Source organism: Sphaerisporangium melleum (assembly GCF_014646695.1).
Classification (GTDB): domain Bacteria; phylum Actinomycetota; class Actinomycetes; order Streptosporangiales; family Streptosporangiaceae; genus Sphaerisporangium; species Sphaerisporangium melleum.
In genome coordinates this window covers 1-18,674 of record NZ_BMNT01000035.1, presented here as the reverse complement: position 1 = coordinate 18,674, position 18,674 = coordinate 1, and the positions used below count along the sequence as shown (strand labels likewise).

General features: G+C 71.6%; 16 protein-coding genes. 6 read left to right on the top strand and 10 right to left on the bottom strand.

The window, feature by feature from the left end; all coding sequences use genetic code 11:
* Positions 1-80: 80 nt before the first annotated feature.
* From ilvD to pepN, 6 genes are all read right to left on the bottom strand, one after another.
* Entirely contained in the window at positions 81-1,922 is a 1,842-nt protein-coding gene (gene ilvD, locus IEY93_RS27400) for a dihydroxy-acid dehydratase (RefSeq protein WP_189166016.1), read from the bottom strand.
* A 185-nt stretch (positions 1,923-2,107) separates the two neighbouring features.
* Positions 2,108-2,872 carry a nuclease-related domain-containing protein gene (locus tag IEY93_RS27395; RefSeq protein ID WP_229691525.1) on the bottom strand — a complete coding sequence of 255 codons (765 nt, stop codon included), beginning with the start codon at positions 2,870-2,872 and terminating at the stop codon, positions 2,108-2,110.
* 280 nt (positions 2,873-3,152) lie between these two features.
* Positions 3,153-4,232, bottom strand: coding sequence for a hypothetical protein (locus IEY93_RS27390; protein WP_229691524.1), 1,080 nt, complete (start codon positions 4,230-4,232; stop codon positions 3,153-3,155).
* 14 nt (positions 4,233-4,246) lie between these two features.
* On the bottom strand, positions 4,247-6,112 hold the full coding sequence (locus tag IEY93_RS27385; protein ID WP_189166014.1) for a DUF2207 family protein: 1,866 nt from the start codon (positions 6,110-6,112) through the stop codon (positions 4,247-4,249).
* Between the two features lie 16 nt (positions 6,113-6,128).
* The gene (locus IEY93_RS27380; protein ID WP_189166013.1) at positions 6,129-6,680 is read right to left on the bottom strand and encodes a LemA family protein; all 552 of its coding nucleotides are present in this window, start codon (positions 6,678-6,680) and stop codon (positions 6,129-6,131) included.
* Between the two features lie 222 nt (positions 6,681-6,902).
* Complete coding sequence (gene pepN, locus IEY93_RS27375; protein WP_189166012.1) at positions 6,903-9,470, bottom strand: aminopeptidase N; 2,568 nt, start codon at positions 9,468-9,470, stop codon at positions 6,903-6,905.
* Positions 9,471-9,678: 208 nt separating this feature from the next.
* Between pepN and IEY93_RS27370 the strand changes: the two genes are divergently transcribed.
* The 3 genes from IEY93_RS27370 (at position 9,679) to IEY93_RS27360 (ending at position 12,485) form a co-directional block, all read left to right on the top strand.
* Positions 9,679-10,329, top strand: a complete 651-nt coding sequence (locus tag IEY93_RS27370; RefSeq protein ID WP_189166011.1) for a DsbA family oxidoreductase — start codon at positions 9,679-9,681, stop codon at positions 10,327-10,329.
* 270 nt (positions 10,330-10,599) lie between these two features.
* Entirely contained in the window at positions 10,600-12,006 is a 1,407-nt protein-coding gene (locus IEY93_RS27365) for an aldehyde dehydrogenase family protein (protein ID WP_189166010.1), read from the top strand.
* Between the two features lie 17 nt (positions 12,007-12,023).
* Positions 12,024-12,485, top strand: a complete 462-nt coding sequence (locus tag IEY93_RS27360) for a hypothetical protein (RefSeq protein WP_189166009.1) — start codon at positions 12,024-12,026, stop codon at positions 12,483-12,485.
* A 25-nt stretch (positions 12,486-12,510) separates the two neighbouring features.
* Here IEY93_RS27360 and def read toward each other — a convergent pair whose 3' ends face one another.
* Positions 12,511-12,999 carry a peptide deformylase gene (def, locus tag IEY93_RS27355; protein ID WP_189166008.1) on the bottom strand — a complete coding sequence of 163 codons (489 nt, stop codon included), beginning with the start codon at positions 12,997-12,999 and terminating at the stop codon, positions 12,511-12,513.
* A 133-nt stretch (positions 13,000-13,132) separates the two neighbouring features.
* On the opposite strand from def, the gene IEY93_RS27350 reads away from it, so the two are divergent.
* A complete protein-coding gene (locus IEY93_RS27350) occupies positions 13,133-13,606 on the top strand; it encodes a ribose-5-phosphate isomerase (protein ID WP_189166007.1) in 474 nt (157 codons plus the stop codon).
* Between the two features lie 63 nt (positions 13,607-13,669).
* Here the strand turns inward: IEY93_RS27350 and IEY93_RS27345 are convergent, their stop codons facing one another.
* Together IEY93_RS27345 and IEY93_RS27340 are read right to left on the bottom strand one after the other, a co-directional pair.
* Positions 13,670-13,879 carry a hypothetical protein gene (locus IEY93_RS27345; RefSeq protein WP_189166006.1) on the bottom strand — a complete coding sequence of 70 codons (210 nt, stop codon included), beginning with the start codon at positions 13,877-13,879 and terminating at the stop codon, positions 13,670-13,672.
* A gap of 9 nt (positions 13,880-13,888) precedes the next feature.
* Positions 13,889-15,145 carry a GNAT family N-acetyltransferase gene (locus IEY93_RS27340; protein WP_229691523.1) on the bottom strand — a complete coding sequence of 419 codons (1,257 nt, stop codon included), beginning with the start codon at positions 15,143-15,145 and terminating at the stop codon, positions 13,889-13,891.
* Positions 15,146-15,264: 119 nt separating this feature from the next.
* On the opposite strand from IEY93_RS27340, the gene IEY93_RS27335 reads away from it, so the two are divergent.
* Positions 15,265-16,383 carry a PP2C family protein-serine/threonine phosphatase gene (locus tag IEY93_RS27335; RefSeq protein WP_189166005.1) on the top strand — a complete coding sequence of 373 codons (1,119 nt, stop codon included), beginning with the start codon at positions 15,265-15,267 and terminating at the stop codon, positions 16,381-16,383.
* 9 nt (positions 16,384-16,392) lie between these two features.
* Here IEY93_RS27335 and IEY93_RS27330 read toward each other — a convergent pair whose 3' ends face one another.
* Positions 16,393-16,998 carry a response regulator transcription factor gene (locus tag IEY93_RS27330; RefSeq protein WP_189166004.1) on the bottom strand — a complete coding sequence of 202 codons (606 nt, stop codon included), beginning with the start codon at positions 16,996-16,998 and terminating at the stop codon, positions 16,393-16,395.
* Positions 16,999-17,242: 244 nt separating this feature from the next.
* Here IEY93_RS27330 and IEY93_RS27325 point away from each other — a divergent pair, with 244 nt between their 5' ends.
* Positions 17,243-18,547, top strand: a complete 1,305-nt coding sequence (locus IEY93_RS27325) for a M50 family metallopeptidase (protein ID WP_189166003.1) — start codon at positions 17,243-17,245, stop codon at positions 18,545-18,547.
* Positions 18,548-18,674: the final 127 nt, after the last annotated feature.

The window sequence follows — 18,674 nt, the reverse complement described above, 5'->3', positions numbered from 1 at the left end:
TCGGCTGTCTTCGCAGGTAGAACTCTCGTGCCGTGGCCGGCAGGGCGGGAGCGCCTGCCGTGCCGGCCACGGGCGTCCGGTCAGTGGGTGGAGAGCTGGGACAGGTCGCGCGATGCCCCGGTGGAGGCGGAGGTGGTGAGCGCGGCGTACGCCTGCAGGGCGGCGCTGACCGGCCGGTCGCGGTCACGCGGGCGGTAGCGGCCAAGGTCGGCCAGCAGCCGCTCGCGCCGCGCGGCCAGCTCGGCCTCGGAGACCTTCAGCTCGATGCCGCGGCCCGGGATGTCGATCTCGATCAGGTCGCCGTCCTCGACCAGGGCGATGATGCCGCCCTCGGCCGCCTCGGGCGAGGCGTGCCCGATGGACAGGCCGGAGGTGCCGCCGGAGAAGCGGCCGTCGGTGATCAGCGCGCACGCCTTGCCGAGCCCCTTGCCCTTGAGGAAGCTCGTCGGGTACAGCATCTCCTGCATGCCGGGGCCGCCCTTGGGGCCCTCGTACCGGATGACCACCACGTCGCCCGCTTTGACCTTGTTGCCGAGGATGCCCTCGGAGGCGTCCTCCTGCGACTCGAACACCACGGCCGGCCCGCTGAACCGCCAGATCGACTCGTCGACGCCGGCCGTCTTGACGATGGCGCCCTCGGGAGCGAGGTTGCCGTACAGCACGGCCAGGCCGCCGTCACGGGTGTAGGCGTGCTCGAAGTCGCGGATGCAGCCCTCGGCGCGGTCGAGGTCCAGGGACTCCCAGCGAGCGCCCTGCGAGAACGCCTTGACGGTGCGGACGTTGCCCGGCCCGGCGTGCCACAGCTCGATCGCCTCGGGCTTCACCTCGGGAGACTTGGGATCCCACGCGGAGAGGTAGTCGCTGAGCGAGGCCGAGTGGATGGTGTGCGTGTCGCGGTGGAGCAGCCCCGCCCGGTCGAGCTCGCCGAGGATCGCCGGGATGCCGCCCGCGCGGTGGACGTCCTCTACGTGGTACTTGGCGGTGGCGGGGGCGACCTTGCACAGGCAGGGCACCCGCAGCGACAGCTCGTTGATCTCCTTCAGCCCGAAGTCGACGCCCGCCTCGCGGGCCGCCGCGAGCAGGTGGAGGATCGTGTTGGTCGAGCCGCCCATGGCGACGTCCAGCGCCATGGCGTTCTCGAAGGCGTCACGGGTGGCGATGCTGCGCGGCAGCACCGACTCGTCGTCGCCGTCGTAGTAGCGCCGGGTCAGCTCGACGATCTGGTGGCCGGCCCGCTCGAACAGCGCCTTGCGCGCCTTGTGCGTGGCGAGCGTGGTGCCGTTGCCCGGCAGCGCCAGGCCGATGGCCTCGGCGAGGCAGTTCATCGAGTTGGCGGTGAACATGCCGCTGCACGAACCGCAGGTCGGGCAGGCGTTCTCCTCCATCTCGAGCAGCTCGGCGTCCGAGACGCTGTCGTCCGCGGCGGCGATCATGGGGTCGATGAGGTCGAGCTTGCGGCCCGGGGTCTTGCCGGCCTCCATGGGACCGCCGGAGACGAAGACCGTCGGGATGTTCAGCCGGAAGGCGGCCAGCAGCATGCCCGGGGTGATCTTGTCGCAGTTGGAGACGCAGACCAGCGCGTCGGCGCAGTGGGCGTTGACCATGTACTCCACGGCGTCGGCGATGAGCTCGCGGGACGGCAGGGAGTACAGCATGCCGCCGTGACCCATGGCGATGCCGTCATCGACCGCGATGGTGTTGAACTCACGCGGGATCGCCCCCGCCTCGCGGACCGCGCCCGCGACCACCTCGGCCACCTCGCGCAGGTGGACGTGGCCGGGGACGAACTGGGTGAAGCTGTTGGCGATGGCGACGATCGGCTTGCCGAGGTCGGCGCCGGCTACACCCGTGGCCCGGAGAAGGGCGCGCGCGCCCGCCATGTTCCTGCCGTGAGTGACCGTACGAGACCTGAGGGCCGGCATGACCGTTCTCCCATCCGACGACGTCCAAGTCTTCAAATGGTACGGCCAACGCCCGGCTGACGAGACCGGCCGTCCACAGCGTGGACAGCGCGGACGTTCTCGGGCGGAAGACACGCCGCAGGACCCGGCGAGACAGGAAGCCGCACAGGAGAAGATCCCCGGCCCTGCACGGGCCGGGGAGCGCGTCAATCGGGATAGCGCGCGGGAAGGGCCTGCTCGGCGATGGCGTAGATGTCCTGGATCTCCTCACCGGTCAGCGAGCGCTCGCGGTTGGTGATCCACTTGCGCACCCGGCTGCCGTCGAAGACGTCCACCTCGCGGATGTTGAGGATCTTCCACGGGATGGCGGGCCCGTAGATCGCCAGGGACGGGATGACGGTGATCTCGCGGCCGAGCCCCTGGGTGATCAGCTCGCTGGCCTGAGACGCCTCCCAGCGCGCCTCGTCCAGACGAGGCTTCTGGTTGAACGGGCCGTGGAACAGCTTGCGGTGCGACTGCACGCGGACCGGCAGGCGTTTGTCCCACTTCTCGGAGTCGACGGCGTACACCCCGGTCGGGCCGATGACCAGGTGGTCGATCTGGGCCTCGCTGTTCGGGATGGAACGGGCGTGCAGGGTGAGGTAGCCGTTTCTCTCGAGTTTGCGCAACTGGGCCTCGGTGCGGCGCTCGGCGGCCGAGGCCCGGCGCCAGGGCGGGACCGAGGAGACGGTCTGCGCGCGGTACACCGTGTCACCGATCGCGGCGAGGATCGCCGCGATGAGGCCGAGGCGCCAGCTCCACATCGGGATGCCGACGAGCAGCCCCGCCCCGGCGGCGATCAGCGCGCGAAGACGCAGGTGCCGGTATTTGGGCTGCTGAAGCAGACCGAGCAACGACGCGCGGCCGACCGGAGCATAGGTCTCCTCCGGATCGGCGGGCCGAGATCTCGGCTGCGAGGGGCGATCACTCACCCAAATGGGTGACGTATTGTGACCGTCGTCGGGTTCGAGGCCGGAATCCACGTAACTCACGGTAGTTGACGCCCAAAGGGTGTGCCTAGTGTTGGCTAGTTCACATTTTTGTTGCCCCGCGTTCGCGCATTGTCAGGCCCTCGGCCGGGTATCAACAATCTTCCACTCTGGATATGCCCCGGTCCTCGGCCTTATGTGCGCGGTGGTGCGACGCGGATACATGATCTCACGGCCGTGGAACAGGCCGCGGCCGTACGGGCGTTCGTGCCCGCCGGCCTGCTCACCCCCGCCGCGGGGCCCGCACCGCGCGCAGCGGCCGTCGCTCACCCGCCCTGCCGGCAGACGGCGCGGCGCCGGGGCGACGGGCCTCGGCCAGCAGAGCCATCAGATGGGCGGCGACATCGGCCAGCAGGGTCGCCGGGACGATCGGCGCGGCGGCGACGGCCGAGAACAGGCTGGGCAGGCCCGGCAGGGGGAAGCCGTCCTCTCGCAGCGCCTGGTGGCCCACCTCGTTCTTGTCCAGGTGGGCCCGGCTGCGCGCCCAGGCGTCCAGCACCTCCTCCGGCGAGGGCACCCCGAAGCCGTGGCCGACCGGCGCGGCGTGCCGCAGCCGCACCAGCGGCGTGTCGGCGAACGCGAGCGCTATCTTGGCGCGCCCGGCCAGGTCGTCGCGGGCGTCCGCCGGCACCCAGCTCATCGCGGTACACGGCTTGCGGCACTTGGCGACGCACGTCGCGAGCGCGCCCGACACCTGGCTGTGCTGGCGGTCGAAGTAGGCACGCCAGCCCTCGCCCGGCTCGTGCGCGACGCGCAGAGTGCGCTCGGCGGCGGACTTCTCCGGCTTGGTGTGGTCGCACTCGCGGTCGCCGATCACCCCGAACCGGCTGCCCGGCGCCCGCAGGCCCTCGGGCCAGCGCACCGGGTCGCCCGCGTGCCCGAGCACCGGCTCGAAGGCGAGCAGCGGGAGGTACTCGCCGGCGATGTGCAGCGCGGACATCACCGAACTCAGCTCGCGCCGCTCCCAGCGCACCCGGATGACCTCCAGCAGCAGGCCGAAGGCGGGCCTGAGCGAGGACAGCGCTCCGCGCGGCTGCTCGCGCGACGTCTGCGGCATATGGCACTCGCGCGCGCGGCGGCGCAGCGCGGCGGGCACGGCCCGGTCCACCTCGGTCGCGAAGTCCTCGGCGTCGAGGGTGAGCAGGCGCTGCCCGAACTCGCACACCGCGGAGATGTGGACCGCCTCCGGCAGGACCATCGGGGCCAGGGCACCGAGATCGGCGAAGGCGTACCGCCGGGCGAGCGCGGTGAGCAGGTCCAGCGGCGAAGGCGGGCCGAGCAGGTCGGAAGGAGCAGGGGGCACGTCAACCCACCCTTTCATGCCGGCGGAGATGGTCGTTCCATGCGGGAGGCCGCGATGCGGGCCAGCTCGATGAGCGCGCCGGGAGGCGGCGGCCCGGCGGGGGAGTGCACGTGGATGGCGACCGCCCCCGCAGCGGCGCGCACCGAGACCACGCCCGGGTACAGCATCGCGGCGCCGTCCATGCGCGGGACGCGACGCCCCTCGACCCGGGTGAGCAGGTGGCCGAGCGCCATCAGGTAGCCGCCGTGCGGACCCGAGGCCATGTGCACGTCCACGGTGACCGGATCGCCGCCGGTGCCCTGATAGCGACAGGAACGCACCCGCAGCCACTGCGGGGTGGGCAGCGTGCCGGTGTACGCCTCGGCGGGACCGACCGGCACCCCGAGAACCCGGCGCAGGTCCGCCCGGGTCACCAAGGCGGCGGCGCCGGCGTCTCCGCCGCCCGCCCCTCTCGCGGGGATACCGGGCGACCTGGCCAGGGCGAGCGCTTCGCCGAGGTTCTCCGGTGCCTCCAGCGGATGCTCTCCTGTGTCGTCATAGGAGGAGGCGCCGCGGTGCCGGGAGCGCCGGAGGACCTCGACGGCGTGGACCCAGCCCAGTCTGCGGCCGGCGCGTGCCCTGATCACGTCCCCCTCGGCCAGGGTCCGCCACAGCGACTCGCCGATGCCGAAGGCCTTGACCCGGCGCCGGTGGCCGTCGTCCACCGCCACCCAGTAGGCGTACCTGGCGGAATCGTCCTCGCTCGAGTCCACCTGGAAGGCGCGCAATCGGATGACCTGCCCCACGATCTCCGCCCTGGCGGCCAGATCGGCGACGGCGAACGCGATGGGGACGGCGGCCGCCACGCCCCCGCCGAGGAACGCCAGACCCGAGGCCGGCAGATCGGGCAGGTCGAACACGTCGCCGGCGACGACGCCGGCCAGCCACAGCCAGAACCCGGTGGCGAGCCCGGCGACCACGCCGCCGAAGACCACCGGCCTGGGCGGGCGCCCCCACAGGATGCGCCGCGGGTAGCGCACGTCGACCACGTGCCACAGGCCCCCGTAGTCGGACCAGGCCCGCCGGTCGTCGGCGGGGACGCTGACCGGCAGGCTGGTCACCGCGCGCCCGGCCAGGCCGAGGGCGGCGGCGTAGGCCAGGTGCCGTCCCCATATGGTGACCGCCGCGGCGGGTCGCTCGGCGAAGTTCCCCGAGGCCAGATGAGCCCGCACGCCCAGCCAGCGGCCCGCCGCCTCCGCCCCCCGCGCCGTGCCGCGTTCACCGTTGAGCCGCTCGGCCAGCGCGAAGAGCGCCGCGAAGGCGATGATGGCCGCGCCGATGCCGCCTCCCCGGTCGTCGGTGTCGGCCGTCGCGAACACGGCCACGCCCGTGGCGAGCGCCGGCGCCGCGGCGGCGATGGTGAGGACGAGCGCCTGTGCGCGGCTCCAGCGCGGGCGCGACAGGCCCTGCCGCCGGGCCTCGGCGATGACCTTCCTGCGGAAGCTCTTCCACCAGCGCTGGAGGTCGCGCGCGCCTTCGGCGAGCGCCCCGGTGGCCACCACCCCGTCGGTCGCCAGCGAGGTCACATGGTCCAGGACGAGCTTCTCGTGCGGCGCCAGCGGGGCGCGCGGCGTGCGCAACCGGACCAGCGACAGTTCGGGGCCGATCTCCTCGATCTGGACGGCACCCCTGGCGGCCAGGTCGAGCAAGGTGGCCGAGGCGGCCTCGTCGCACAGCCGCCAGTCACCCGTGATCAGATCCACCACCGCGGGCGACTCCTCGCCCAGGTCGGCCGTGGGGGGTGCAGGTGTCACCGCGGGGTTGCGGGTCGCGTACGCGAGGGCGGCCACCAGGGCGAGCCACAGGCCGAGTGCGGCCGCCGCCGCGAGGAACCAGACCATGGTCTGCGGTCTTCCGTCAGAAGCGGACTCGGACCGGGCCGCGTTCGTCCCCGGGCGCCTGGAAGTACTCGCGCGGCACGAAGCCGGTCAAGCCCGCGACGATGTTGGCCGGCACCGTCTGGATGGCGTTGTTGTAGGCCAGGACGGCGTCGTTGTGGTACTGGCGGGAGTAGGCGATCCGGTTCTCACCGGCCGCCAGTTCCTCCTGCAGGGCGGCGAAGTTCTGGTTCGCCTGGAGGCCGGGGTAGGCCTCCGAGAGGGCGAACAGGTTCCCCAGCGCGCCGGTGAGCAGGTCCTCGGCCTGGGCCTGGTCGCGGGGTCCCTGGGCCGCGACGGCCTGCCGGCGCGCGGAGACGACGGCCTCCAGGGTCGTGCGCTCGTGCGCGGCGTACCCCTTGACGGTCTCCACCAGGTTGGGGATCAGGTCGTGACGGCGTTCGAGCTGGACGTCGATCTGCGCCCACGCGTTGTCCACCGCGCCGCGCCTGCGGACCAGCCCGTTGTAGGTCGTGACGAGGAAGAGCAGCAGGGCGAGGGCGAGGACGCCGACGGCGGCGAGAGCGATCAAGGGGGGCCTCCCGGCTGGCGGTGACGGCGCGCCCTGAGATCACTCGGGTCGGTGTGCGTGGAGCCGCCGTCGTTCGTTGGCCCCATCTCACCGCAGGCGGCTTGCAGGAGGGTTACAACCTGCTGAGTGACCGGCGGGACCCCGATGCCCTCGCGGGGACGCCGATCGGCCCGCCTGGCGTTCAACCGGACTTGAACATCAGGCGGGCCATGCCCCGGCGACTCAGGCGGCCGAGGCGTCCTTGGCCCGGGCACGCAGGGCCCGGCTGATCGAGTCGGCGCCCTCCAGCAGGAGGCGGCGCAGCGCCGGCACCGGCTGGGAGGAGGAGATGTAGTCCTGCGTGGTGGCCACCGTCCCGGGCTCGATGAGCAGCGCCGGGTAGCAGCCCATGGCGAACCGCTGGGCGCTGTCGGACGGCCAGCTCTTGTAGATGCGGCCGACCTCCTCGAAGAACCGCGCGCCGTAGGGCTGGAGCAGCTCGATGTGGTGCGGGTCCATGAAGCCGGAGATGGTGGCGCGCAGCACCGCGCCGCTCAGCGTGCCGCCGGTGATGGAGCCCCACGCCTCGGCCTTGGCGCTCTCGGACGGGATGGCCGCACGGCACATCGCCGCCGACTGCTCACCGCGGGCCGACGGGTCGCGCCGCAGCTCCGCCGCGATGTCGGCCGCCGTCAGCACCCCACCGGAGACCAGCGCGTACGTGAGCGTCCAGCGCAGGTCGGCGTCCACCGTCAGGCCCTCGGGCGCCGAGGTGCCGTCCAGCACGCCCTTGACGAAGGCGAGGTCGTCTTCGGCGGTGGCGGTCGCGGTGAAGGCGTTGACGTAGGCGAGCTGGTGGTCCGAACCGGGCTCCGCCGAGGCGATCAGGCCGCGCAGGGCCGCCGACAGCTCGGCCATGCCGGCCGCCTGCCACGCCGGGTCGGCGTACTGCTGGACCGCCAGGCGCGCCTGCCGCAGCACGGTCTGCAGGACCGTGATGTCGGCGATCGAGTGGACGTTGGAGGTGACCAGGCGGACGTAGTCGCGGGTGGCCATCTCGGCGTCGCGGGTCATGTCCCAGGCGGCCGACCAGCACAGTGCCCGCGGCAGCGAGTCGGCGAAGGCGGCGATCCCGCCGTCGACCAGCGTGCGCATCGAGCGCTCGTCCAGGCGGATCTTGGCGTAGGTCAGGTCGTCGTCGTTGATCAGCACCAGGTCGGGCTGGACCTCGCCGAGCAGCTCGGGCACGGCCGTACGGGCGCCGACGACGTCGAGCTCCACCCGCTTGACCCGCGTGAGCGTGCCGTCCACCCGGGAGTACAGGCCGATGGCGACGCGGTGCGAGCGCAGCGTCGGGTAGTCGGCGGGGGCCTCCTGGAGCACGTCGAAGGTCAGGAACCGGCCCTCGGTGTCCACGGTGAACGACGGCCGCAGCGTGTTGACCCAGGAGGTCTCCAGCCACTCCTTGGACCAGGACGACAGGTCGCGGCCCGAGGTGCGCTCGAGCGCCGACAGCAGGTCCTTCAGCTCGGTGTTGCCCCAGGCGTGCTCGGCGAAGTAGTCGCGCACCCCGGCGAGGAAGTTGTCCAGCCCGACGTAGGCGACGAGCTGCTTGAGCACCGAGGCGCCCTTGGCGTAGGTGATGCCGTCGAAGTTGACCTCGACCGCCTGCATGTCGGGGATGTCGGCGGCGATCGGGTGGGTGGAGGGCAGCTGGTCCTGACGGTAGGCCCAGGACTTCTCCACGTTGGCGAAGGTGGTCCACGAGCCCTGGCCCCAGCGGGTGGCCTCGGCCTGGCACAGCACCGACATGTAGGTGGCGAACGACTCGTTCAGCCACAGGTCGTCCCACCAGCGCATCGTGACCAGGTCGCCGAACCACATGTGCGCCATCTCGTGCAGGATCGTCTCGGCACGGCGCTCCACCACGGCGTCGGTGACGCGGGAGCGGAAGATGTAGTCCTCCAGGAACGTCACCGCGCCGGCGTTCTCCATGGCCCCGGCGTTGAACTCGGGTACGAAGATCTGGTCGTACTTGCCGAACGGGTAACGGGTGCCGAAAACGCGGTGGTAGAAGTCGAAGCCCTGCTTGGTGACCTCGAAGATGTTGCCGGCGTCGAGGTGCTCGGCCAGCGACGCGCGGCAGAAGACCCCGAGCGGGATGCCGTCGTGCTCGTCGCGCACCGCGGCGTACGGGCCGGCGACCAGCGCGGTGATGTAGGTCGACATCACCGGGGTCGGCGGGAAGTGCCAGCGCCTGGCCTGCTGCAGCGTGCCGTGACGGCCGTGGTGCTCCTCCAGCTTCTGCACCGAGTCGGGCGCGGCGTTGGAGATGACCTCCCAGTCGGAGGGGGCGAGCACGCCGAGCTCGAAGGTCGCCTTCAGGTCGGGCTGGTCGAAGCAGGCGTACATCCGGTGCGCGTCGGCGGTCTCGAACTGCGAGTGCAGGTAGACCTTCTGGTCGAGCGGGTCGACGAACCGGGTGAGGCCCTCGCCGGTGCGCATGTAGGTGCAGTCGGCGTCGATGACCAGCTCGTTCTCGGCGGCCAGCCCGGGCAGGGGCAGCCGGCCGGTCTCGGGGTCGTAGGCCGCGACGTCGAGCGCGGCGTCGTTCAGCACGGCCTTGCGGACCTTGGCGCCGACCAGGTCGATGAACGTGGACGCGCCGGGCTCGGCGCAGGAGAATCGGACCGTGGTGACGCTCTCGAAGCGCTCGTCGCCCTCGGTCAGGTCGAGTTCGACCGAGTATGAGTGCACCTTAAGCAGACGAGCCCGCACTCGGGCCTCGTCACGGGTCAGATTGCCTGCCACATCCGCTCCTCATCACGACGCCCCCCTGCCTCCTCGCGAGAGGGATTGCATGAATCCTGCCACGTCGGGCGCCGCGATGCCGCACCGGAGGCGAGGCGAACGCCGATGACATTTCCCCACACGCGCAAAGGGGAATAGGGGCGGGGGTCGCCGGGTTCGCAGGTGGGTAGTGGATGGCATCAGCCATGAACCCGATCAGGAGCCGGCCATGTCAGAACGTACTCCCATTGACTTCTGGTTCGACCCTCTGTGCCCCTGGGCCTGGATGGCCTCCCGATGGGTGCTCGAAGTGCGCGAGCTACGGCCCGTCGAGCCGCGCTGGCACATCATGAGCCTTTTCGTGCTCAACGAGGACAAGGACATCTCTTCCGACTACCGCGCGTTCCTCAAGGACGCCATGGCCCCCGTGCGCGTCGTGCAGGCCGCGACCGAGAAGTACGGCGAGGAGGTCGCCGGCGACCTCTACACCGAGATCGGCCTTCGCATTCACAACCAGGGCCGGTTGAAGCCGCCCCCCGGGAAGGAGGAGGGTTTCGACCCGGCCGCGGCGCTGCGCGAAGTGCTCGCCGATGCACTGCGGGCCGCCGGGCTCGACCCGGGTCTCGCGGCCGCCGCCGACTCCACCGAGTACGACGCGGCCGTGCGCCGCTCGCACGAGGAGGGGATCTCGCTGGTCGGCCAGGAGGTCGGCACCCCCGTCATCGCCGTGGACGGCACGGCGTTCTTCGGCCCCGTGGTCTCGCCCACCCCGCGCGGCGAGGCGGCGGCCCGCCTGTGGGACGGCGTGCTGCTCGTCGCCCGCACCGACGGCTTCTTCGAGCTGAAGCGCTCGCGCACCCGCGACCCGATCTTCGACTGAGCGCGGCACGGCGCGTTCCGGCCGGATGACGGGCCCGGCTTCGTCATCCGACCGTGATCGGCCGCCCACGGAGGGTTGCGCCGGATCGGTGAGCCATGGTCAACTCGATCCGTTCTCCCTGGCCGACCGTAGTGGGAGATGAAGGGTGGTTGATGGCGACGATCGCGCGGCGCCATCAGCGCGAAGGCGACCGCCTCCGGACGGCGCGGACTTCCCGTCCGGCGGGCGCGGCCGGACGCCGCGGCGATCCGCGCGCAAGGATCGAGGGGCATGCGTCAGCTTTACCTGCAAGGAACCTGGACGCCCTCCTCCTCGGGGGCGGGTGTGGACGTGGTCGACCCGTCGACGGAGGAGGTCATCGACCGGGTGCCCGCGGGCTCCCCCGATGACGTCGACCGGGCCGTCTCGGCGGCTCGCGCGGCGTTCCCCGCCTGGGCGGCCACCGCTCCGGCCGACCGGGGGAAGATCCTCGGCGCGGCGGCCGAGCTGCTCAAGGACCGCGCCGAGCAGATGGCGCGCACCATCGCCACCGACATGGGCTCGCCGTACGGGTTCGCGCTGAAGGTGCAGACGCTGATGCCGGCCGGTGTGCTGGCCGGCTACGCGCGGATGGCCGAGGAACGCGGGGACGCAGAGACCCGCGCCGGCAACTCGCTCATCGTCCGCGAGCCGGCCGGCGTCGTGGGCGCGATCACGCCCTGGAACTACCCCCTGCACCAGGTCGTGTGCAAGGTCGCCCCCGCGCTCGCCGCGGGCTGCACGGTGGTGCTCAAGCCCAGCGAGGTGGCGCCGCTGGCCGCCTACGCCTTCACCGAGATCCTGCACGAGGCCGGGCTGCCCGCCGGTGTGTTCAACATGGTCAGCGGGTCCGGGCCGGTGGTCGGCGAGGCCATCGCCGCCCACCCCGGCGTCGACATGGTCTCCTTCACCGGCTCCACCCGGGGCGGCAGGCGGGTCGCGGCCCTCGCCTCGCACACGGTCAAGCGCGTCGCGCTGGAACTCGGCGGCAAGTCGGCCAACGTCATCCTTCCCGGCGCCGACCTTGCGGCGGCCGTCAAGGCCGGGGTGGCGGGCGCCTTCGTCAACTCGGGCCAGACCTGCTCGGCCCTCAGCCGCATGCTCGTCCACCGCGACCGGTACGACGAGGCGGTGGTCCATGCCGCGGCGCTCGCCGCCGGCTACACCCTCGGCGGCCCGTTCGAGGAGGGCACCCGCCTCGGCCCGCTCGTGTCGGCCGCGCAGCGCGACCGCGTGGCCGGTTACGTCAACCGCGGCCAGGAGGAGGGCGCGCGCCTGGTGACCGGCGGCGGTGACCGGCCCCTGGAACGCGGGTACTACGTGGAACCCGCGGTTTTCGCCGGCGTCGAGCCGGGCATGGTGATCGAGCAGGAGGAGATCTTCGGGCCTGTGCTGGCGGTCATCCCCTACCGTACGGTGGACGAGGCCGTCGAGATCGCCAACGGCACTCCGTACGGCCTGTCGGGCGCGGTGTGGGCGGCGACGCAGGAGGAGGCGGTGGCCGTGGCGCGCAGGCTGCGCACCGGACAGGTCTCGATCAACGGCGGCCGGTTCAACCCCTCGGCTCCGTTCGGCGGCTACAAGCAGTCCGGTGTCGGCCGGGAGCTCGGAGAGCTCGGCCTGGAGGAGTACCTCGAGGTCAAGTCCCTGCAGTTGTAGCCGGAAGGCGGTTGAGAGTGGAGCGGTCTGTTACCCGCGGGCGCCGGGTCGGCGTGTTCGACATCGCACTGGCGCTCGGCGGGCTGCTGCTGGTGGTACTCGCCGTCCAGAACGCCGGCCCCGCCCTGGCGGCGCTGCGCGGCGAAGGGGTGCCGGGCACCTTCACCGCCCGCCGCCTCGACTGCATCCAGCATCCCGGGCACGAGCAGTGCAACTGGGTCGGCACGTTCCGCTCCCGCGACGGCAGGGACGTGCGCGAGGAGATCGGCTTCTACGGCAGCGAGCGGGGCACGTTCACCCCCGGGGCCACCTCGCCGGCCTTCGACACCGGGCGGCGCGGCCATGTGTACGGACCGGGCGGCTCCAACGAATGGGTGGTCGTGGCCGCGCTCCTGGCGGCGGGGCTGGGCCTGATCGCGCGCCCGCTGCTGGGCGTGCTCGCGATGGTGCGGGCCGCGCGCCCCGCCGGCCCCGGGTGACCCCGCGGGCGGGAGGGCCCGGCGGTCAGGGGGTGCGCAGCAGGACGCGGCGAGCGGCGTCCTTGGGCAGGCGGTCGACGAACAGCATGCCCCTGAGGTGATCGACCTCGTGCTGGAAGCAGCGGGACAGCAGCCCTCTGGCCTTCACCCGCACCGGCCGGCCGAGACGGTCGAAGCCGCTCACCGTCACCCCGGCCGCCCGCGGCGTGCGCTCGTACAGCGGCTTGCCGGTGTCGCGGCCGGGCACCGAGAGGCACCCCTCCTCGTCGAGGACCTCCTCGGCGTCGTCCACGGTCAGTTCGGGGTTGACGACGTGCCCCTTGCGGCCGGCCGCGTCGTACACGAAGAGCGTTCTGGACACCCCGATCTGCGGCGCGGCCAGCCCGACGCCGTCGGCCGCGTACATCGTCTCCATCATCTCGTCGATCAGCCGCCGCAGATCGCGGTCGAACTCCGTGACCGGCTCGGCGGGGGTGCGCAGGACGGGGTCCCCGATCACGCGGATCTCGCGCATGCAGCTCTCCTGTAAGGGGTCGGATGGCCAGCTGACCATTACTCTAGCCGAATCCGCCCCGGTAGGAGCCGGTACGGGAAGTTCGGCGCGGCCCGATGGACCGGCCCTGAGCGGGGCTGCGACAATGGGGCACGTGCGCGTTTACATCGGTGCCGATCACGCCGGCTACGAACTGAAGAACCACCTGGTCGCCTGGTTGAAGGAGCACGGCCACGAGGTCGTCGACGACGGCCCGTTCGTCTACGACGCCGAGGACGACTACCCGGCCTTCGTGCTCCGCGCCGCCGAGGGCGTGGTGAACGACCCCGGCGCCCTCGGCGTGGTGATCGGGGGCTCGGGCAACGGAGAGCAGATCGCGGCGAACAAGGTGCGGGGCGTCCGTGCGGCGCTGGCCTGGAGCGAGCAGACCGCCTCGCTGGCCCGGCAGCACAACGACGCCAACGTCATCAGCCTCGGCGCCCGCATGCACTCGCCGGAGGAGGCCACGCGGTTCGTCGAGGTCTTTCTGAGCACGCCGTTCTCCGGTGAGCAGCGGCACCAGCGCCGCATCGACCAGATCAATGAGTACGAGGCCGACGGCGCCAAGCCGCCGCTGCCCGGCCGCTGACCTCACCGCGCCCGGCCATGACGCCGGCGCCCTGCCGAGTCACCAGGGCGCCGGTGCCGGGTGTCAATCGTCCTTGCGGCGTCGCGCCTCGGGTTTGCGCGCGGGCTCGGCCCTGCGCTGCGGCTCGGTCCGGCGTGGCGCCTCGGCCTTACGGGCCGTCTCGTCACGCAGCGGCCGCCGGTCGGCGGCCTCGACTTCCTCGGCGGAGGGGCGCGAGACGTCCCGCGCCCGCATCGCCGTGATCGCGGTGATCTGCAAGCTCTGCAGTGCCATGGGGAAATCCTAGAAGACCAGGCCGCTCCACGGCGGGGTGTCCCAGGCCATCGCCGTGGACAGGGCACGCAGCGCACCCGGGCGGGTCTCGCGGGCGACGCCGGCCGCGGCGAAGGTCCCGAGCGTCCGCCCGCCGAGATAGGCCGCGCCGAGCACGCTCACCGGCAGCTCGATGTCGGCCGGGTCGGTCGTGCGGGCGCAGGTGGCCCCCGAGGCGTCCGCCGACAGCCGCCAGCGCCCGGCGTTCCACGGGCACACCTCGTCGCGCACGTCGAGCACGACGTCCACCGGCGCGGCGTACGCGCGGGCGGGCATGGCACGGCCGAGGTCCACCACCCGCACCCACATCTCGTCCAGCCAGCCGGCGTTCAGCAGCCGGGGCTCGGCGAGCAGGTGCATGATCGGGTCGTCGACCGGGCGGTTGGCCGCGTAGACCCGCGAGCACAGGTCACGGTCGAGCATGTGCCGCCACAGCAGGGCGTAGGCCGCAGGGTCCAGCCCGAACAGCTCGATCAGCCGCAGCTCGCCGTCGGGCACGTCGTGGTCGGTGAAGCCGGTCTTGACGCGGAACAGGGCATACCCCCGTGGCCCGGCGTCGTCCTCGGCGATGACGCAGCGCCGCGCGCTCGCCCCGCCCCGGAACTCGGGGTCGTCGGCGAGCAGCAGGTCCCACTTGGAGTCGGCGCGGGCGTACATCCCGGGACGGGTGGGCTGCACGGCGTCGAAGACCTTCTGCATGTCCGCGCGCGCCGCGGCGGCGGGCCGGACGACGCGCAGCCGCAGCGCGGGGTCGGCGGGCGCGTGCCGGACGAAGGCCGTGCCGCGCGTGGGAATGCGGAAGAACAGGTTGTCGGCGGCGCGGCCGTACCCGAACCGCTGGTAGATGGCGGCCTCGGACGCGTACAGCACGGCGACCGGCTCGCCGCCCTCGTGCAGGTCGGCGAGCTGGCGGCGCATGAGGGAGGACAGCACGCCCCGGCGCCGGTGGGAGGGGAGCACGGCGACGGCGGTGACGCCGCACACCGGACGGGGCCCGCCGGGGACGGTCATCGAGAAGGTCAGCCCCGCCGTGACGCCGACGAGCAGGTCGGCGTCGAAGGCGCCGAGGGAACGGTCGAACTCCATGTTCGCCCTGAACCGCTCCGCCCGGGCGGGGGAGGTGTCGTCGGAGAACGCCTCTTCGTCCACGGCGAGCCATGCCGGCCACTCGGCCTGCTGAATGGGGCGGATGACCATGCCCGGCTGCGCGCTTGGTTCGCTGTTCACCTGGCCCACGTTATGACCGGGCAAACCGGATCGGCCACCTAATATCCCCGTTTAATGATCAAGGTCTTGGTCAAGTCGGCTGCCCAAACGACGGGCGGGCGGATAGAGTCGAGCGCATCATGACTTCCCGTCCGGTGCCGCTGATCCCCCCGCGGCTCCGCGCGATCTTGGTACGCATACCGTTGCTGGTGCGGATCGTGCGATTCCTGCGGAGGGGGCCTTTGGCGCGTGACAGGAACCTGCTCATCACGCTGAGCGCGGCGACCCTGCTGCTCGGCGCCCTCGCCGCGCGCGTTTCCACCGAGTGGTTCTCGCCGAGCCTGTTCATCCTGGTCCTGCTGAACGGCGGCCTGCAGCTGCGCATGCGCAGCCTGGCGATCCTCGTGGGCGCGGTCGCGGTCTCCCTGGTCTACATCGCCGCCGTGCTCGGCGTGCGGCCGGTCACCCCCGGGCTGCTGGTCACCATCGGGTTCACCACGGTGCTGGGGTTCCTCATGGCGCGCACCCGCGGCAAGCTCGGCGTGCAGGGCCTGCGCGGTGACGCGATGCTCCTGGAGCTGCGCGACCGGCTCAGGCGCCAGGGCGAGCTGCCGCCGCTGAACCGCAAGGAGTGGGGCTCACGCGTCGTGCTCAAACAGGCCGGCGGCTCGTCGTTCGGCGGTGACTTCCTGGTCTCCATGCGCCATGGGGACATCCTGGAGGTCGCGCTGGTGGACGTCTCCGGCAAGGGCGTGGACGCCGGCACCCGCGCGCTGATGCTGTCGGGCACCTTCGGCGGGCTGCTCGGCTCGGTGGACTCCTTCCTGCCGGCCTGCAACGCCTACCTGCACCGCCAGCCCGAGGGAGAGGGCTTCGTCACCGCGGTCCACCTGCGGCTCGACCTGTCCACCGGCGCGTACGAGATCACCTCGGCGGGCCACCCGCCGGTGGTGAAGTTCGACGCGGGCACCGGCACGTGGCAGGTGTCGGCGGCCAAGGGGGTGGTGCTCGGCGTGGTCCCCGACCTGCACTGCGAGCCCGACAGCGGGGTGCTGCGCAAGGGTGACGCCCTGATGCTCTATACCGACGGCCTGATCGAGCAGCCGGGGCGCGACATCGACTCCGGGCTCGACCGCCTGCTGGGGGAGGCCGAGCGGCTGGTCCCCTCGGGCTTCTACGACGGTGCCCGCCCGCTGGTCAACTCCATGTCGGCCGGGCACAACGACGACTGCGCGCTGATCCTCATCTGGCGCCCGTAGGCGGCGGCGTCACAGCCACCCGGCCTCGGCCGCGACACGCACGGCATCGGAGCGGTTGCGCGCTCCGGTCTTGTAGATGATGCGCGACAGGTGATTTCGGACCGTTCCCACCGACAGGTATAACTTCGCGGCGATCTCTTTGGAGGACGCCCCTTGGGCGGCGATGCGCAGCACGTCCTGCTCGCGCGGCGTGAGCGGGTTGTCGGCCGAGGTGAGCGCGGCGATGGCGAGGTCGGAGTCGATGGCCTTGCGCCCCGAGGCGACCCTGCGGATGCCATCGGCCAGGTGCTCGGGGGCGACGTTGGTGCTCAGGAAGCCGAGGGCGTGGGCGGCGAACGCACGGCGGACCTGCCCGGGGTTCGGCCGGGCCGACAGCAGGAGCACCTTGCACTGCGGGGCCCTCTGGTGCAGGCGCTCGGCCGCGGTGATGCCGTCGACGTCGGGAAGATCCATGTCGATCACGGCCACGTCAGGGGCGAGTTCCATGGCCGCCGGCAGGATGTATTCGCCGGAGGCGACGTCGGCGATCACCATGAGGTCCTTCTCCCCGTTCAGCGACGCCACCAGTCCTCGGCGTACCAGAGGGAGATGCTCGGCGACCAGGATGCGTATCAAGGTGCTCCCTTGGGCCATGGAACAGATCCGGCAAATTGCACTTCGCCGACTCATATCCCACCGTGTCTACATGATTGCTTACCGTCAATGCAGTCTCCCGATTCGCTCCACGCCGCGCAAGTGACTCCTACGCTTGGTCGTTGAGTGTCGTTTTCGAGCCCGGCCGAAGTCCTCGCGAGTTCGGTTACGCTCGGATGGGGCAATCCAAACAGAAGACTCTTCTCCGCTGGTGGGGGTAGCACCTATGAGCTGGCTCGTCGTGGCCGGGTTTCTCATCTTCTTCGTCGGGTTGGCCGCGTCCATTGCGCTCCACGAGTTGGGTCATCTGGTCCCCGCCAAGCTGTTCGGGGTCAAGGTCACGCAGTACATGGTCGGTTTCGGGCCCACCATCTGGTCACGGCGCCGCGGCGAAACCGAATACGGCGTGAAGTGGATTCCGTTCGGCGGCTACATCCGTATGATCGGCCCGCTTCCGCCCCGGGCCGCCGACGCCGGCAAACTCCGCGACCTGCCCACCGGCCCCTGGCAGGGCCTCATCGAGAGCGCCCGGCAGGCGTCCCTGGAGGAGGTCGGGCCCGGCGACGCCGACCGCGTCCTGTACCGCAAGCCCTGGTGGCAGAAGGTCATCATCTACTCCGGCGGGCCGGCCATGAACTTCGTGCTCGCCTTCCTTCTGTTCGCCGGCGTCATCATGGGCTTCGGCGTCGTGGTGGCCAAGCCCGTCGTCGCGACGGTCTCCCAGTGCGTCATGACCGTGGCGGAGGTGAAGCAGGGCGCGAAGTGCGGCCCCGATCACCGGCAGAGCCCGGCGGCGCTGGCGGGACTGAAGGCGGGCGACAAGATCGTGTCGATGGGCGGACGGCCGGTGAACTCCTGGGAGGACGCCACCAGGCTGATCCGCGGCCACGGCGCGGGCCCGGTCGACATCGGCATCGTCCGCGCCGGCAAGCCGGTGACGCTGCACGCCGCCCTCATCGCCGAGGACCGCCCCAACCCCGACGACCCCACCAAGATCGACAAGAACGTCGGCTTCCTCGGTGTCTCGCCCACCGAGGTCGTGGAGAAGCAGAGCATCGGTTACGTCTTCAGCGTCCTCGGAGACCTGATCAGCCGCACCGGAGCGGCCCTCGTCCACATGCCGGAGAAGCTCGTCGGTGTCTGGCAGGCGGCCTTCGGCGGCGCCGAGCGCGCCCTGGACAGTCCGCAGAGCGTCGTCGGCGCCGGCCGTATCGGCGGCGAGATCGCCGCCGCGAACATCCCGCTGTCGACGAAGATCGCTGGATTCGTTCAGCTCCTCGCCGGGTTCAACCTCGCGATCGGCATGTTCAACCTCATCCCGCTGCTTCCGCTGGACGGCGGCCAGATCGTCGGCGGCCTGTGGGAGGGCGTCAAGCGGGGGTACGCCCGGGTCCGCCGCCGCCCGATGCCCGGGTACGTCGACATCGCCAAGGCGCTGCCGCTGACGTACGTCATGTCGTTCGCGCTGCTGATCATGGGCGTGCTGCTGGTCTACGCCGACATCGTCAACCCCGTCCGCATCTCGGGCTGAGCGACCGGAGGGCCGGCCATCACATCCTTGGTGGCCGGCCGCCCGCGTTATAGTGGCGGAGAGTCTTATTCAGAACGTGGGAATTCCAGGCGGAGCCCTGGGTGATCTGGCCTGTTAGCCCCGTTCG

What these genes read in the sequence shown, in the direction of transcription:
- IEY93_RS27385 (WP_189166014.1), bottom strand. Translation starts at nt 6,112, where the DNA reads ATGGTCTGGTTCCTCGCGGCGGCGGCCGCACTCGGCCTGTGGCTCGCC.
- ilvD (WP_189166016.1), bottom strand. Translation starts at nt 1,922, where the DNA reads ATGCCGGCCCTCAGGTCTCGTACGGTCACTCACGGCAGGAACATGGCG.
- IEY93_RS27335 (WP_189166005.1), top strand. Translation starts at nt 15,265, where the DNA reads ATGACTTCCCGTCCGGTGCCGCTGATCCCCCCGCGGCTCCGCGCGATC.
- def (WP_189166008.1), bottom strand. Translation starts at nt 12,999, where the DNA reads ATGCGCGAGATCCGCGTGATCGGGGACCCCGTCCTGCGCACCCCCGCC.
- IEY93_RS27365 (WP_189166010.1), top strand. Translation starts at nt 10,600, where the DNA reads ATGCGTCAGCTTTACCTGCAAGGAACCTGGACGCCCTCCTCCTCGGGG.
- IEY93_RS27345 (WP_189166006.1), bottom strand. Translation starts at nt 13,879, where the DNA reads ATGGCACTGCAGAGCTTGCAGATCACCGCGATCACGGCGATGCGGGCG.
- IEY93_RS27370 (WP_189166011.1), top strand. Translation starts at nt 9,679, where the DNA reads ATGTCAGAACGTACTCCCATTGACTTCTGGTTCGACCCTCTGTGCCCC.
- IEY93_RS27325 (WP_189166003.1), top strand. Translation starts at nt 17,243, where the DNA reads ATGAGCTGGCTCGTCGTGGCCGGGTTTCTCATCTTCTTCGTCGGGTTG.